At 33.8% G+C, this 15586-nt stretch carries 14 protein-coding genes; 11 read left to right on the forward strand and 3 right to left on the reverse strand.

Annotated features, from left to right (window positions below; all coding sequences use genetic code 11):
• Nucleotides 1–10: 10 nt before the first annotated feature.
• The 7 genes from FPB0191_RS02080 (at nt 11) to nrdG (ending at nt 8507) form a co-directional block, all read left to right on the forward strand.
• Entirely contained in the window at nt 11–916 is a 906-nt protein-coding gene (locus FPB0191_RS02080; protein ID WP_039103648.1) for a hypothetical protein, read from the forward strand.
• A gap of 298 nt (nt 917–1214) precedes the next feature.
• Complete coding sequence (copM, locus tag FPB0191_RS02085; RefSeq protein WP_039103650.1) at nt 1215–1583, forward strand: CopM family metallochaperone; 369 nt, start codon at nt 1215–1217, stop codon at nt 1581–1583.
• Between the two features lie 309 nt (nt 1584–1892).
• Nucleotides 1893–3113, forward strand: coding sequence for an MFS transporter (locus tag FPB0191_RS02090; RefSeq protein WP_039103651.1), 1221 nt, complete (start codon nt 1893–1895; stop codon nt 3111–3113).
• Between the two features lie 364 nt (nt 3114–3477).
• Nucleotides 3478–4590 (forward strand): alanine racemase, encoded by a 1113-nt coding sequence (gene alr / locus FPB0191_RS02095; protein WP_039103653.1) that lies wholly within the window; start codon nt 3478–3480, stop codon nt 4588–4590.
• Nucleotides 4591–4623: 33 nt separating this feature from the next.
• The gene (gene mltG, locus FPB0191_RS02100) at nt 4624–5655 is read left to right on the forward strand and encodes an endolytic transglycosylase MltG (RefSeq protein WP_039103654.1); all 1032 of its coding nucleotides are present in this window, start codon (nt 4624–4626) and stop codon (nt 5653–5655) included.
• 213 nt (nt 5656–5868) lie between these two features.
• On the forward strand, nt 5869–8007 hold the full coding sequence (gene nrdD, locus FPB0191_RS02105) for an anaerobic ribonucleoside-triphosphate reductase (protein WP_039103655.1): 2139 nt from the start codon (nt 5869–5871) through the stop codon (nt 8005–8007).
• Between the two features lie 26 nt (nt 8008–8033).
• On the forward strand, nt 8034–8507 hold the full coding sequence (gene nrdG / locus FPB0191_RS02110) for an anaerobic ribonucleoside-triphosphate reductase-activating protein (RefSeq protein ID WP_039103657.1): 474 nt from the start codon (nt 8034–8036) through the stop codon (nt 8505–8507).
• A gap of 42 nt (nt 8508–8549) precedes the next feature.
• On the opposite strand, the gene can is transcribed toward nrdG, so the two are convergent.
• On the reverse strand, nt 8550–9212 hold the full coding sequence (gene can / locus FPB0191_RS02115) for a carbonate dehydratase (protein ID WP_039106476.1): 663 nt from the start codon (nt 9210–9212) through the stop codon (nt 8550–8552).
• A 214-nt stretch (nt 9213–9426) separates the two neighbouring features.
• Between can and FPB0191_RS02120 the strand changes: the two genes are divergently transcribed.
• A complete protein-coding gene (locus tag FPB0191_RS02120; protein WP_039103658.1) occupies nt 9427–11676 on the forward strand; it encodes a heavy metal translocating P-type ATPase in 2250 nt (749 codons plus the stop codon).
• 114 nt (nt 11677–11790) lie between these two features.
• On the forward strand, nt 11791–11994 hold the full coding sequence (locus tag FPB0191_RS02125) for a heavy-metal-associated domain-containing protein (protein ID WP_039103660.1): 204 nt from the start codon (nt 11791–11793) through the stop codon (nt 11992–11994).
• 79 nt (nt 11995–12073) lie between these two features.
• Here the strand turns inward: FPB0191_RS02125 and FPB0191_RS02130 are convergent, their stop codons facing one another.
• The gene (locus tag FPB0191_RS02130; RefSeq protein WP_039103662.1) at nt 12074–12529 is read right to left on the reverse strand and encodes a surface-adhesin E family protein; all 456 of its coding nucleotides are present in this window, start codon (nt 12527–12529) and stop codon (nt 12074–12076) included.
• 163 nt (nt 12530–12692) lie between these two features.
• Entirely contained in the window at nt 12693–13349 is a 657-nt protein-coding gene (locus FPB0191_RS02135) for an HD domain-containing protein (protein WP_039103665.1), read from the reverse strand.
• An 84-nt stretch (nt 13350–13433) separates the two neighbouring features.
• Between FPB0191_RS02135 and FPB0191_RS02140 the strand changes: the two genes are divergently transcribed.
• Nucleotides 13434–13853, forward strand: coding sequence for an OsmC family protein (locus tag FPB0191_RS02140; protein ID WP_039103667.1), 420 nt, complete (start codon nt 13434–13436; stop codon nt 13851–13853).
• 114 nt (nt 13854–13967) lie between these two features.
• Nucleotides 13968–15305 carry an APC family permease gene (locus FPB0191_RS02145; RefSeq protein ID WP_052236692.1) on the forward strand — a complete coding sequence of 446 codons (1338 nt, stop codon included), beginning with the start codon at nt 13968–13970 and terminating at the stop codon, nt 15303–15305.
• Nucleotides 15306–15586 lie beyond the last annotated feature (281 nt).

Consider the following 15586-nt stretch of genomic DNA (forward strand, 5'->3'; position numbering starts at 1 on the left):
AAATAATGATATGAAATATTTGGCTATTTCTAAATGGCTTCATAATGTTTCTGCTCAGAAAAATAATAACAATTTACTTTTTTCGGAATTATATACATTGACTAGAATATGTCACTTATTAATTATTTTAATGAATCTGATTTTCGGTTTTTCTAATGCAAACTCTTTAACAAACCAGCAAATAAATCTATTGCTAGAAAATGATGATGTGCAGATGTTTACACCACATTCTAAAGTAAAAAAAGTCACTTTATCGATTGAACAAAGTTCTGATCATCAAGGTAAAACAATTGCTGAATATAGTGAAGCAGGATTATTAATAAATTATTATCAAGTAGTGGTAGCAAAGGCAGAAAATTCTAAATTAATTAATCCTAGAGATACGATGATCACAACATTAATTAATGTGGACGAGGGTAAGTGGCAACGAAAACAAACATTGGGTAAACTTGAGATTGATAATAGCATCTATACACTGAAAAATGATCATATTACGATGACTTCATCACCTTCAGATTTGTATCACAAGCAAAGAAAATTAAAACAAAATATTTTTCTATCAAATCAGCAAACAGGAACATTAGTTCATTTTAGTTATTTATCTCCACCAGAAAATGAACAATTAAATATAGATTATCGATTTAATCAAAATCAATTATTAAGTGATTATCGTTTTTTTGTCATTGATGAAAATGGCGATAAAACACAAGTTAAATTGTATTTTCAATATGATAAACAGTTGAGATTAATACATTGCAATGAGGAAGATGATTATCAACCTCATAATCAGGCACCAGAGAAATACTTAAGTTATATTAATTATTATGATTTTGATCCATTAGGTAACTGGCAGACTAAAGTTGAAAACGTACATTCTCAAACAGTCATTTATAGACGGATGATTGAATACTGGTAATGTTATTTTTCATTGCCATCAATTATGCGCTATTTAATGATTAATCTGTATTTAAACGTTATTTGATTTACTTATTGTTTTATTAAATATTTTTTATTGATAACTAGATTCAATACTATTTTTCAACTTTATCTAAAAATCTAAAATTTGTTCTAGCATTCAAAATGTTTCACATTATCTTCTAAATATTTCAAATTAAAAAACATTATTAATCAAATAGTTAAATTTATTAATAGAAGATTCCTTTATGAAAAAGGATTAAACTAAGTATTAATAAATTCTTGAGGAGGAATGTTAATTGAAAAAATCGATCCTAATTATTTGTTCAGCTTTATTTGTTTTTACCTCTTACAATGCTATGGCTAATAAGGAGCATATTATGAAACCAATGATGAATCAAACTCACAGTGCTATGAATGATGAATACATGAAAGCGATGGATAAGATGCATAAACCAATGATGGAAGGTATAACTGCACAAGATCCTGACGTCGCATTTGTTAAAGGAATGATTCCACATCATCAAGGCGCTATTGATATGGCTAAAATTGAACTTAAGTATGGTAAAGATGCAAAAACTAGAGCGTTAGCTGAAGAGATTATTAAATCTCAGGAAAAAGAAGTTGCTTTGTTAAAAAAATGGCTTGAAAATCATAAAGCGAAATAATTTAAAGTATTAATTGTATATTGGGATTTTGAAAATTGATGAATAAATCCCAATTTAGCCCCTCATTTAACCTATCTTGCAAGCTTAATATTAATAAATCATAAATAGAGTGTATTATACCGATTTATTTTTTTGTTAAAGATAATAAACATAATTTAAATTGCTAACTTATTTTATAATTTAAATATTTCATTGTTTTACTACTGAAAAATAGCAATATTACAATGACTAACTTATTAAATAGTGGACAAAAAATAAGTTTGTTAGGTATTATATTTGAACTTTTCGTTTAATATATCTTACAACAATATGGAAAAAGTTCTTTCTGATACAATTTCAACACGTAAATTATTACTTATTGCTGGTACGGGTTGGTTATTTGATGCAATGGATGTAGGTTTGCTATCGTTCATTCTAGCCGCATTAAAGATCGACTGGTCATTATTACCTAGTGAATTAGGATTGATAAGTAGTGTTAACTCCATTGGTATGGCAGTAGGTGCGTTTGTTTTCGGTTTATATGCTGACAAAAAAGGAAGGAAATCAGCTTTTATCATTACCTTACTTTTATTTAGTATTGCTAGTGGATTGAGTGCTTTTGCTTGGGGGCTTGGTAGTTTACTGGTGTTACGTTTTTTTATCGGTATGGGACTAGGTGGTGAATTACCTGTAGCTTCAACATTAGTGAGTGAAAGTGTTGCACCTAATGTACGTGGCAGAATTGTTGTTTTATTAGAAAGTTTTTGGGCTGTAGGTTGGATTTTTGCTGCACTTATCGCTTATTTTTTAATTCCTATTTCATTTATTGGGTGGCGAGGGGCATTAATCATTTGTGCCTTACCTGCGCTCTATACATTATATTTACGTTATTCTATTCCTGATTCAATTAAGTATTCTGAACTAACGGAAGTGGAAAAAAATGAATCAATGTATTCCAAGTTAGCTACGCTATGGCAAAAGCCATATCGTAAAAGCACAATAATGTTGTGGATAGTTTGGTTTTGTGTAGTATTTTCTTATTATGGCATGTTTTTATGGTTACCAAGCGTCATGATGCTAAAGGGATTTGATTTGGTTCAAAGTTTTGGTTATATCCTAATTATGACATTAGCACAATTGCCAGGTTATTTTTCTGTTGCATGGTTAATTGAACGTGTCGGACGGAAATGGGTGTTAGCAATTTATTTATTAGGTACACTTGTCAGTGCATGTTTATTCGGTTTGTCTGAAACAGCAAACAGTCTTTTATTATTTGGTGCATTATTGTCATTCTTTAATTTAGGCGCATGGGGGGCAATGTATGCCTATACTCCTGAACAATACATCAGTAATATTCGGGCTACCGGTGTTGGTTTAGCTGCTGCAATCGGACGTTTAGGGGGGATCTTTGGTCCTTTATTAGTCGGCTATTTAGTTGCTGCAAATATAGATATTGCAGTAATTTTTATGATTTTTGCAATAGCTATCTTTATCGCCATTTTAGCAATCTTGTTCTTGGGTAAAGAGACCAAGCAGCAACCGATAGTTTGATAAACTTATCAGATATTGTGTATTGCTTGAAGAATCATAATAAAGGTCATCGTTTTGATGACCTTAGATCATTAGGAGATTTATTCCATTTTTGTTTAGCTTTATGCCGATATATAATTCAATACATAATAAGCATTTTTTGATAATTATGGAAAAAATTAATAGATGCTTATTAATTCACATAATTAACAGTAATAATCTAAAAATTTACTTAAATAGCAATAATTAATCCTTACGAATTTATTTGTCATATTAGAAAACAAAAATTAAAATAGTGAATCCGAATATAAAAGTTGAATAAATATTTCTCATTGATAAAACTACATTATCAATTGAGCGTAAATATTGTGTCATTGAGGATAGTATGTCAATTGCGACAATTGAAGTTAGTTTATCGGCCTTATTACATAACGTTGCTTATTTTAAGAATATTTGTCCAACTAGCCAAATTATGGCCATTGTTAAGGCTAACGCCTATTCTCATGGTAAAAAGAAAATTGCTACCGTCCTTGATGGATATGTGGATTACTTTGGTGTTGCACGATTGGAAGAGGGGATTGAACTGAGAAATATCGGTATTAAATCGCCAATTTTGCTTCTAGAAGGTTTCTTTTTGCGTGATGATCTCAGTTTATTGCAGCAATATGCTTTAGATACAGTAATCCATTGTCGAGAACAAATTGATGCATTGGCTCAGTTACCTAAATCAACGCAAATATCTTGTTGGTTTAAGCTTGATACGGGTATGCATCGCTTAGGATTTTGTACCGATCAGGCACAAGACTATTTTAAAAAACTGGTTCAATGTCAATCAGTGAAACGACCAATTAATCTTATCAGTCATTTTAGTTGTGCAGATGATTTAAATTCTGATTATACACAAAAGCAGCTAGCACTATTTGATGCGTTTATTCAGTCAATTAATGATGTTAATTTATTGGGAAAACAGACTATTGCGGCTTCAGGTGGTATTTTAGCTTGGCCTGCATCTCATCGCGATATCATTCGTCCCGGTATTGCTCTATATGGGGTATCGCCATTTGATTATACTCAGCAGGGTAAGGCAACGGGTCGTCAACTTGGTTTGAAACCTGTTATGACTTTTAAATCTGAAATTATAACCATTCGTGAGCATAAAAAAAATGAACCAGTGGGTTATGGGTTAATCTGGCAAAGTGAAAAGGATACAAAATTAGGTGTTGTGGCAATGGGCTATGGCGATGGTTATCCGCGAGATATTTTACCGGGAACATCTGTATGGTTAAATGGTCGTTTAGTACCGATAGTTGGTCGAGTTGCGATGGATATGATCTTAATTGATTTAGGTAATGATTATCCTGATCAGCCGGGTGATGAGGTGATCTTTTGGGGTAACGATACTTTACCCGTTGAGAAGATTGCTGCCCATTCAGGGATGAGTGCCTATGAACTACTCACTCGTCTTACTGAACGCGCCACCTTACATTATGTTGATTAATATTATGTTGATTAATTTAGATTAGTATCGAATATGAAATTGAAAACCTTTACACATTGTATAGTTATAACGGTTATTACTTTATTTATAGCTACCATGATGGGAGGATGGTATGTGTACCATTTCTTCCAACAACCGATTCAATTCAATTCGGACAATAATTTATTTACCCTTAAACGGGGGGCGTCCATAACTCAATTAGCCATTCAACTACAAGAACAATCCTTAGTGAAGGATTCCTATTTATTACCTTATATAATTAAGATTCACCCTTCTCTAGGAAATATTAAATCAGGCACCTATCAATTGACTCCTAAAATGACCCTAGAACAGTTCCTTAAGTTACTTAATAGTGGTAAGGAAGTGCAATTTAAAGTGAAATTAGTTGAAGGTAAAACCGCTAAAGACTGGTTAGCAAGTTTACAAAATTCGAAATATGTTGATCATCAATTAATTGGTCTTTCTGATGCTGAAATAGCTAAAAAACTAGATCTTGATATGCCACTAGAAGGATGGTTATATCCAGATACCTATAATTATACTGCGGGTTCATCCGATTTAGCGATAGTGAAACGGGCTTATCAAAAAATGCAAACAGTATTACAGACTACTTGGGAAGAACGAGATGATAATTTACCCTATAAAAACGCTTATGAATTATTAATCATGGCTTCTATTATTGAAAAAGAAACAGGGGTAGATTCGGAGCGTAGTAAGGTTGCGTCGGTATTCATAAATCGATTAAACAATCGTATGATGTTGCAAACTGATCCGACCGTTATTTATGGTATGGGCGATAATTATAATGGTCGAATATTAACCAAAGATCTCCGTGATAAGACCAATCTCTATAATACTTATGTTATAGTAGGTTTACCTCCGACTCCGATTGCTATGCCAAGTAAAGCATCACTTGAAGCTGCGGCACATCCAGCACAAACAGAATATTTTTACTTTGTCGCTGATGGTGATGGTGGTCATACATTTTCAACTACTTATGCTAATCACAAAAAAGCTGTAGATTTGTACTGGAAGAAAATGCGCAACAGCACCAGTACACATTAATTTTATTACTAATACATTTTGATTGACCTTTAAAATAGTTGATCTGTTAATCAGACTAACGTTCTTTTAACATGGATTAAATAGAGATTTGTTTAATTATTAATCAATAAAAATTATTTCCTATTAATTTGACACACTGAATATAAATCTAGAAAAACACAATATATAGTGTATAATTCGACGAATAAATCAATATATAGTTTTTAAGGGTGAATTATGCCAGTTGTAATTAAACGAGACGGATGTCAGACAGCTTTTAATGAAAATCGAATTCGCGATGCCATTCTGAAAGCTGCTGTCGCGGCTAATGTTAATGATCCAGATTATTGTTCATCGGTTGCTAAAGTCATTACTAATCAAATGACCGATAGAGAATTTGTCGACATTAATGACATTCAAGACTTAGTCGAAAATCAATTAATGATTGGTCCATATAAGAAATTAGCCCGAACTTATATTGAATATCGTCATGACCGTGACCGAATTCGCGAAGAGCGAAGCCGTTTGAATCAAGACATCAAAGGATTAATTGAGCAAAGTAACGTTGCTATACTTAATGAAAACGCTAATAAAGATAGTAAAGTCATACCAACTCAACGCGATCTTTTAGCTGGTATCGTTGCACGCCATTATGCTAAACAATATCTATTGCCAAAAGATATCTCTCAAGCGCATGATCGTGGTGAAATTCATTATCATGATCTTGATTATGCTCCATTTTTCCCAATGTTTAACTGTATGTTAATTGACCTTGACGGGATGTTAACTAATGGTTTTAAAATGGGTAATGCTGAGATTGAGCCACCAAGATCCATTGCAACGGCGACAGCGGTAACAGCACAAATTATTGCACAAGTAGCGAGCCATATTTATGGTGGTACCACAATTAACCGTATTGATGAAGTATTAGCTAAATTTGTCACTATTAGTTTTGAAAAACATAAACAAGTTGCACAAGAATGGAATATTCCTGATGCGACAGCTTATGCAGAAAGTCGTACACGTAAAGAGTGTTATGATGCTTTCCAATCATTAGAGTATGAAGTCAACACCTTACATACCGCTAATGGTCAAACACCATTTGTTACATTTGGCTTTGGTTTAGGCACCAGTTGGGAATCACGCTTGATTCAAGAGTCAATATTAAAAGTGAGAATTCGAGGTTTAGGTAAGAACCATAAAACAGCAGTATTTCCTAAATTAGTTTTCGCAATTAAAGATGGTATTAATCATAAACCCGGTGATGAAAATTATGATATTAAACAGCTAGCGTTAGAGTGTGCTTCTAAACGGATGTATCCCGATATTTTAAATTACGATAAAGTCGTTGAGGTGACCGGATCATTTAAAACACCAATGGGTTGTCGGAGTTTCTTAGGGGTTTATGAAGAAGATGGTAAACAAATTCATGATGGACGTAATAATTTAGGTGTTATCAGTTTAAATTTACCACGTATTGCTATCGAAGCTAACCACGATGAAGCACGTTTCTGGAAGCTATTAGATAAACGCTTAGAATTATGTAAAAAAGCTTTACTTACTCGTATTGCGCGCTTAGAAGATGTGAAAGCACGTGTTGCTCCTATTTTATACATGGAAGGTGCTTGTGGTGTCAGATTAAAAGAAGATGATTCTGTTGCTGAAATTTTTAAAAATGGTCGAGCTTCAATTTCACTTGGTTATATTGGTGTACACGAAACTATTCATGCTTTATTTGGCGATACTACTCATCCTTTTGACAGTGAACAGCTACGTGAAAAAGGGATAGAAATTGTAACTAAATTACGTGAGGCAGTTGAAGCATGGAAAAAAGAAACGGGATATGGTTTTAGCTTATACAGTACGCCAAGTGAAAACCTATGTGATAGATTCTGTCGATTAGATGCAGCTGAATTTGGTATGATTCCTGGCGTGACAGACAAAGGCTACTATACAAATAGTTTCCATTTAGATGTTCAGAAAAAGGTTAATCCATATGAAAAAATAGATTTTGAAAAACCTTACCCTGAGCTAGCAAGTGGTGGTTTTATTTGTTATGGTGAATATCCAAACATGATTCATAATATTAAAGCTCTTGAAGACGTATGGGATTATAGCTATAGTCGCGTACCTTATTATGGGACTAATACACCAATTGATGAATGTTATGAATGTGGTTATACGGGTGAATTTTCATGTACCAGTAAAGGCTTTGTATGCCCAAGTTGTGGTAATCATGATTCAGCTAAGGTATCAGTAACTCGCCGTGTATGCGGTTACTTAGGTAGTCCCGATGCTAGACCATTTAATGAAGGTAAACAGGAAGAAGTAAAACGCCGTGTTAAACACCTTAATAATGGTCAAATAGGCTAATATCATTAGGTTTCAGTATTTAAATTATGAATTATCATCGTTACTATTCCGTTGATGTGGTTAATGGTCCTGGAACACGTTGCTCTCTGTTTGTGGCAGGTTGCGTACATCAATGCCGGGGCTGTTATAACAAAAGTACTTGGTCATTGAATTCTGGGATTCCCTTTACCCAAGAAGTTGAAGACCAAATCATCGCGGATTTACAAGATGTTAATATTAAACGGCAAGGATTGTCACTCTCGGGTGGCGATCCACTTCATCCACAAAATGTACCTACTATCCTTAAACTGGTAAAACGTGTAAAAACTGAATGTGCGAATAAGGATATTTGGTTGTGGACAGGATATAAACGCGATCAGTTGACACCACAGCAAAATCAAGTTCTTGACTATATAGATGTATTGGTTGATGGTAAGTTTGTACAGGATTTAGCTGATCCGAATCTCATCTGGCGAGGGAGTAGTAATCAAGTGATACACTACCTTCATCGTAAATCATAGAAAATAATTTTTGTTGTGGTTGTTTATTAGTATTGTTGTCAATTAAGTTGGGTTTTCGTTCATATTCAGTAGACTCGACATCGCTTCACGATAATGGATTTCAAGATTTTCACGACTATTTGAACTAATTTTCAAATCAGTGATACGACCATTCTCAATTTCATATACCCAACCGTGAATACAAACTTTCTGTCCTCGTTGCCAAGCTGATTGGACAATTGTTGAATGACCTAAATTGTATACTTGCTCAATAACATTGAGTTCACATAAAATATCCATTCGTTTTTCAGCTGGGAAATCACCTAGTAAAGAACTGTAACGAAACCAGATATCGCGTATATGCAGTAACCAATTATTAATCAATCCCATATCAGAGTTTTCAACCGCAGCACGAATACCACCACAATCAAGATGCCCACATACGATAATTTCCTCAACTTGTAGAACATCAACGGCATATTGCACAACAGAGAGACAATTAAGATCGGTATGGATAACTAAATTCGCCACATTTCTATGAACAAATAGTTCACCCGGTTCAACTTCAATTAATTTTTCCGCCGGAACACGACTGTCAGAGCATCCGATCCAAAGGAATTTTGGTTTCTGGCTGACTGTTAGTCGTTTAAAAAAATCAGGATCTTCCTCAGCCATTCGTTGTGACCAAAGGTGATTGTGTGCTATCAGGTCATCAGCATCTTTCATAATCATTCTCTTGCTTGTTATAAACGTGTAGTTTACTAATTGAACGGTTAAATATCAAATTGAATGTTTTGATAGTCTTTAAAAGAATAATTTAGAAAGAGAGTAATTAATTATGTGTTGACCTTGTAGTCACTTTAAGGTTTATAGTATAAGGGAAACTAAAATCCATCATAATTTATTGAAAAACAATGAATTTTAATTAAAGGGGTAATCTATGGTTCACCATTCTAAAGATTCGAACAGCCCTCATGATCATGAACACCATACTCAACATCACCATGAGACAAATGAAAAGTGTTGTAATCATGCGATTAATGATTCCTTTATTTCCAATGAGCAAGCAACAATCCCAAATAGTAGTAAAAATCAAGCAGTATATCGTATTCTTAATATGGATTGTCCGACTGAAGAAGCATTAATTCGTAAAAAATTAGCGAATATTTCAGGCATTGAATCGCTTGATTTTGATCTTATTCATCGTATCTTGATTGTCCATCATCAATCAGCATCTTTAGAAGATATTGAAGCTGCTTTAAATTCAATCGATATGTCTCCAGAAGCTATTATACAGCAAGATAATTATGACCTTGATGCATTAGCGCCAAAAATTAATTGGCTAAAATTAGGGGTAGCAGGCGCTTTGGCATTAATTGCTGAAATCGCTGATTTTGCAAGCTACCCAAACTGGTGTATTTTTATTTTAGCCATTATTGCCATTATTTTAGGTGGTTTTACAACTTATAAAAAAGGTTGGATTGCACTTAAAAACTTTAATTTAAATATGAATGCATTAATGTCATTTGCCGTAACGGGTGCCATGCTCATCGGACAGTGGCCAGAAGCAGCTATGGTTATGGTGCTATTTACTTTAGCTGAGGCAATTGAAGCAAAATCGATGGATCGTGCCCGGCAAGCAATTAAGCAATTATTAACATTAACACCCGAGCGCGCAACTGTACAACAAAGTGATGGGGAATGGTTAGATTTAGAGAGTAAATTGGTGCCTATCGATAGCATTGTACGCGTTAAACCGGGTGAGAAAATAGCATTAGATGGCATTATCACCGTTGGACATTCTACGGTTAATCAAGCGTCAATTACCGGTGAAAGTTTACCTGTTGAAAAGAACGTAGGTGATCAAGTTTATGCGGGAACGCTTAATGAAGCGGGATCATTTGAGTTTAGAGTCACCGCAATTGCAACTCAAACAACTTTAGCCAGAATTATTAAAGCAGTTGAGTCAGCCCAAGGCAGTAAAGCACAAACTCAACGCTTTGTTGATAATTTTGCAAAAATCTATACACCAATAGTCTTTATGATAGCTTTAGCAATTGGCGTTATTCCACCTCTTTTCTTTAATGGTATTTGGTTAGATTGGGTTTATAAGGCGTTGGTTTTATTAGTAATCGCATGCCCTTGTGCGCTTGTAATCTCCACGCCTGTTACCATTGTTAGTGGTTTAGCTGCAGCGACTCGCTACGGTATTTTGATTAAAGGTGGAATGTATTTAGAACAAGGTCGTAAATTGGTTATATTAGCACTTGATAAAACCGGGACATTAACTTATGGAAAACCGAAACAAACCGATTTTATTACTTGCAGTACCTTACCTGAACATGAAATTAGACAAATAGCCGTAAGTTTGTCTGCTCGCTCTGATCATCCTGTGTCAAAAGCACTAACTAAGGCTGCAGAACACGCTAAAATAACTTTACTTGACGTGAGTGATTTTAGCGCTGTGCCTGGAAAAGGAATAAAGGGATTAATAAATAATCAACAGTGGTACTTGGGTAATCATCGATTGGTTCAAGATTTAGGTTATGATAATCAGGAACTGAAGAAGAAAATAACAACTTTGGAAGAACAAGCTAAAACAGTCGTATTGCTAATAAACGAGCAAGGTGTACATGGTTTATTTGCTGTTGCTGATACTATAAAAGAAACTAGCATTGAAGCAATTCAAGAGCTTAAAAAAATGTCGATCAAACCGATGATATTAACTGGAGACAACTCTCGCTCATCGAATATCATTGCTAGCCAGCTTGGCATTACCGAGGTGAAAAGTAACTTATTACCCGAAGATAAATTAAATATCATTACGACATTGCTACCATTAGGCGTTATCGGTATGGTTGGGGATGGGATTAATGATGCTCCAGCACTCACCAAAGCTAATATCGGTTTTGCGATGGGAGTAATAGGATCAGCAACAGCAATAGAAACAGCTGATGTAGCACTTATGGATGACGACTTACGCAAAATTCCACAATTTATTCGTTTATCAAAAGCAACCTATGCAATATTGATACAAAATATCGTATTTGCCTTATTGGTAAAAATGGTATTTTTCATTCTCACATTTATGGGGGAAACCAATATGTGGATGGCGGTATTTGCGGATATCGGAACGAGTTTACTGGTTGTAATCAATGGGCTAAGGTTGTTAAAAAAACGAATTTTGTAATGCAAAATAACAACAGCTAATTCAGAATAATGGCATGTTAGCAAATATAACATGAAAGAGTTGGTAAGTTATTTTGTCATAGCTATTTTATTTACTTTAATAAAGGAGACATTTATGAAACTCATCGTTGATAATATGAGCTGTCAACATTGTGTTAAGACGATTACTAATGCAATTAAGAATATTGATTCTAATGCGCAAGTAACCGTTGATTTAGCTAAAAAAGAAGTCACCATTAATGGTGGCACTATTTCTCAAGAAGAGGCGATTAAAGCCATTGATGAAGCAGGTTATCAGTTTGTAAGTATTGGTTATTAATTAATAGATTTATGCTGATTAATACAAATCAGCATAAATCTTAAAACGCTTTTTTTTTTATATAATTTAATAGAACTAATTAGTTAAAAGTCGATATATCTTTTTCACATAATATTTCTTTAATAGTTGTCAGTATATTTTCCTGTTCTATCATAGTTTGCCAATCATCAGATTGAAAGGCGTACACAACTTTTCCTTTACCGAAATTATCTTCGTAAAGGTAGGCTTCATAAGCTAAAAACTCAGGAAGTTTACAGCTAATAACATAAGTATTTATTTGCGAACTGACTAATATATTATCTTCGCCTAATTCAAATGGCTCTAATTCATTAAATAGTATGCTAACTTGTCTTAAGTCGGGATTATTATTATAAAGAGATTCACTGCCTTTGATTATGTAAATATCAGTAGTATTATTTTTGCCAATAAATTCTAGTTTTTCGTAAGTAAGAGGGGGTGTTATTTTAAGTGTTGCATGTGAAGTAGAGCTCAATAAATACAGCATTATAACAACACTTGATATAATTATTTTCATATTACTTTAACCCATTTTATTTTTAATATCTAAGCTAAGTATTGATAATTTACGACGCAATTAGTGTATAGCATGATTAAAGGTCGAGCAAATTATATTGCAATTCGCCCCAAAGCTGTTTTTGAGTTCTAAATAATAACTAAAAAATAAATCTAAAAATTAATTACTCACCTTCCCATTCAATTTCAAAGCGTTTTACGAATTCAATCAAAAAATGATGGCGTTGTTCGGCCAGTCTTTTCCCTTCAGGCGTATTTATTTTATCTTTTAATAATAATAGTTTTTCATAAAAATGATTAATAATAGTATTTGATTGGCGATAGTCAGCTTTGGATTTTAATATTCGCGGTTTAATGTTTGGATCGTACATAGAATCATGTTTGTTACCACCATAATAAAATGCACGTCCGATACCAATAGCGCCCATTGCATCAAGTCGATCAGCGTCTTGGACTATTTGTCCCTCGCGACTAAGGGCACGTTGTTTAGTTAGATTTTTGCTAAATGACATATTATCAATAATCGAAAATATCGCGAGCTGCTCATCTTGAGTAATAGGTTGTTGTGCCATAAAGGCGAGTAAATCATTTCGTGCAGATTGATAATTTTCAATTACTTTATCATCAATTACATCATGTAAATAAGCACTAATAATAACAATAAATAGATTGGTTTGTGGTTCAAAGGATTGTATATGTTTGGCTAGTTTAACGACCCGTTCAATATGGGCTATATCATGTCCAGTCGTGTCGTTGGCAAGTTTTATGCAGACATAATCGTAAATGTTAGTAATAATTTGTTGCTGTTGTTCGGTTAACATAGAAGAAAGATTTATACAGTGATTTTATCGGATAAACATAATAGAATAAAACCAATTTAATTCAATATGATTTAGGAGTAGATAATGAAAGATCGTTTAAAATGGATTGATGATTTTGGATTTATAGGTGAAACTGCAAGTGGACACGCTTTAATCATGGATGGCGGGCTAGAACACGGTGGTCGTAATCGTGGCGCTCGCCCAATGGAGCTTTTATTACATGGCGCTGCGGGTTGTATGTCATATGATATTATTGCTATTTTGAAAAATTCCAAAGAAGATATTCGTGATTTATGGATTGATATTGATAAAACTCAAGCAGAGTCATCTCCTAAAGTCTATACCGCGATTAATTTTCATATTGTGATAACGGGTAAAAGTATCAAAAATGAATCAGTAGAACGTGCCATAAAATTAGCTTCTGAGAAATATTGCAGTGCTTCAATTATGTTAGGTAAAACAGCAAAAATGAGTTATACCTATGAAATCAGAGAACAAAACTAATTCTGTTATGTTAGATTAATTTGTTATATGTAAATGACAAGTCGATCTTAGTCGACTTGTCGATTATTATATAAAATACCGGTTTCCTGTTTTAATCGTTAAGTGAGAATAAACATGCCAAAACTAACGAAGAGTATGAAATTTCGGGATTTAGTGATTCTTGGACTTTTATTTATCGGTCCCACTGCTCCAGTTGGTTTGTTTGGTGTATTAGATGCGCTTAGTGATGGCGCTGTGGCGTTAGTTTATCTTATTTCAACCTTGTTAATGGCATTCACTGCCTTTTCTTATGCCAGAATGGCGAATCAATTACCTCACTCTGGGTCTGTTTATGCCTATTGTTCAGCGGGTATTCATCCAAATGCGGGATTTTTAGTTGGGTGGTTGTTATTACTTGATTACCTTTTTATTCCTGCTGTCGCTTATCTATTTAGTGGTATCTCACTTAATGCCATTATTCCCGATATTCCAGTATGGTTTTGGACTTGTTTAGCTGTGTTCGTTACCACTATATTAAATTTAATTGGTTTTAAAAAATCTGCATTCATTACCTTAATGATACTAATTATTGAGATTATTGTATTATTTGCAGTAATTGTAGGTGGTATTTGGGTTTTGTGTACACAAGGTACTCAGCGAGACTTATTACATCCTTTTATGGGGGGAGATCTATTCAGTTGGAGTAACGTTTTTAGTGCAGTGTCTATAGCTGTATTATCATACCTTGGCTTTGATGCTATTGCTACTTTTGCTGAAGAAAATGGTGGTCATCGTAACTTAGTAGGTAAAGCTATCATTGGTTGCTTAATTTTGGCTGGCATTTTATTTGTCATCCAAACTTATGTCGGTGCACTACTCAGTCCTTATACCCCAGAATATTTGCGAGCTCATCCCGATTTACAAGGGAAGGCTTACTATACTATGGTTAATTCAGAAATTGCTAATTGGTTAGGATGGTCCTTAAGTATGACGAAGGCAGTTGGTGCTGCATTTGCAGCGATGGTTGGGCAAGCAGCTGCAAGTCGATTATTATTTAGTATGGGACGAGACAAACGATTACCTTCTTTTCTAGCTAAAGTAGGGCAACATAATGGCGTACCCACCATTGCAATTTTATTTACCGCGGCATTTAATTTATGCCTTGCCACCTTAGCAGCAAATCATTCTAAAGGTTTAGCCACTTTAGTTTCATTTGTTGATATTGGGGCATTGTGTGCGTTTATTATGTTACATGTTTCTGTGATTGGTTACTTTAGATTTAAGCAGAAAAGGCAAGGAAAATTAGCATTAATTTCTGATGTGCTAATTCCTATGGTTGGTATTTTAGTTCTACTACCGGTATTAATACATATTGATAACGATGCGAAAATAGTTGGGATAATTTGGTTAGCTTTGGGGAGTTTGGTTCTATTTTTTAATCGTGGTCGTGCTGATTTAGCTTGGCTTAAATAGTATAAACATTTATACCATGTAATTATGATTTTCCATTCTTGGCTATTAGGTAATGTAAGATTTTGTATTATTCTTACTTGATAGATTCATTTAAAAGCGAATAGCTTTTCAACTTAGAACCTTGATTAAGGTTTCAAATCTTTTGTTTTTTTCTTTGTTGCAACTCATTTTTTTCAAATCATTATGCAATATTAAATTATGATTCAAAAATTCATACTAATTAATCAATTAGTTAGTGAATATTGGTGACAAAGGTAATGATATTTATTATACTGTTTATA

This window comes from Frischella perrara, from assembly GCF_000807275.1.
Lineage (GTDB): Bacteria > Pseudomonadota > Gammaproteobacteria > Enterobacterales > Orbaceae > Frischella > Frischella perrara.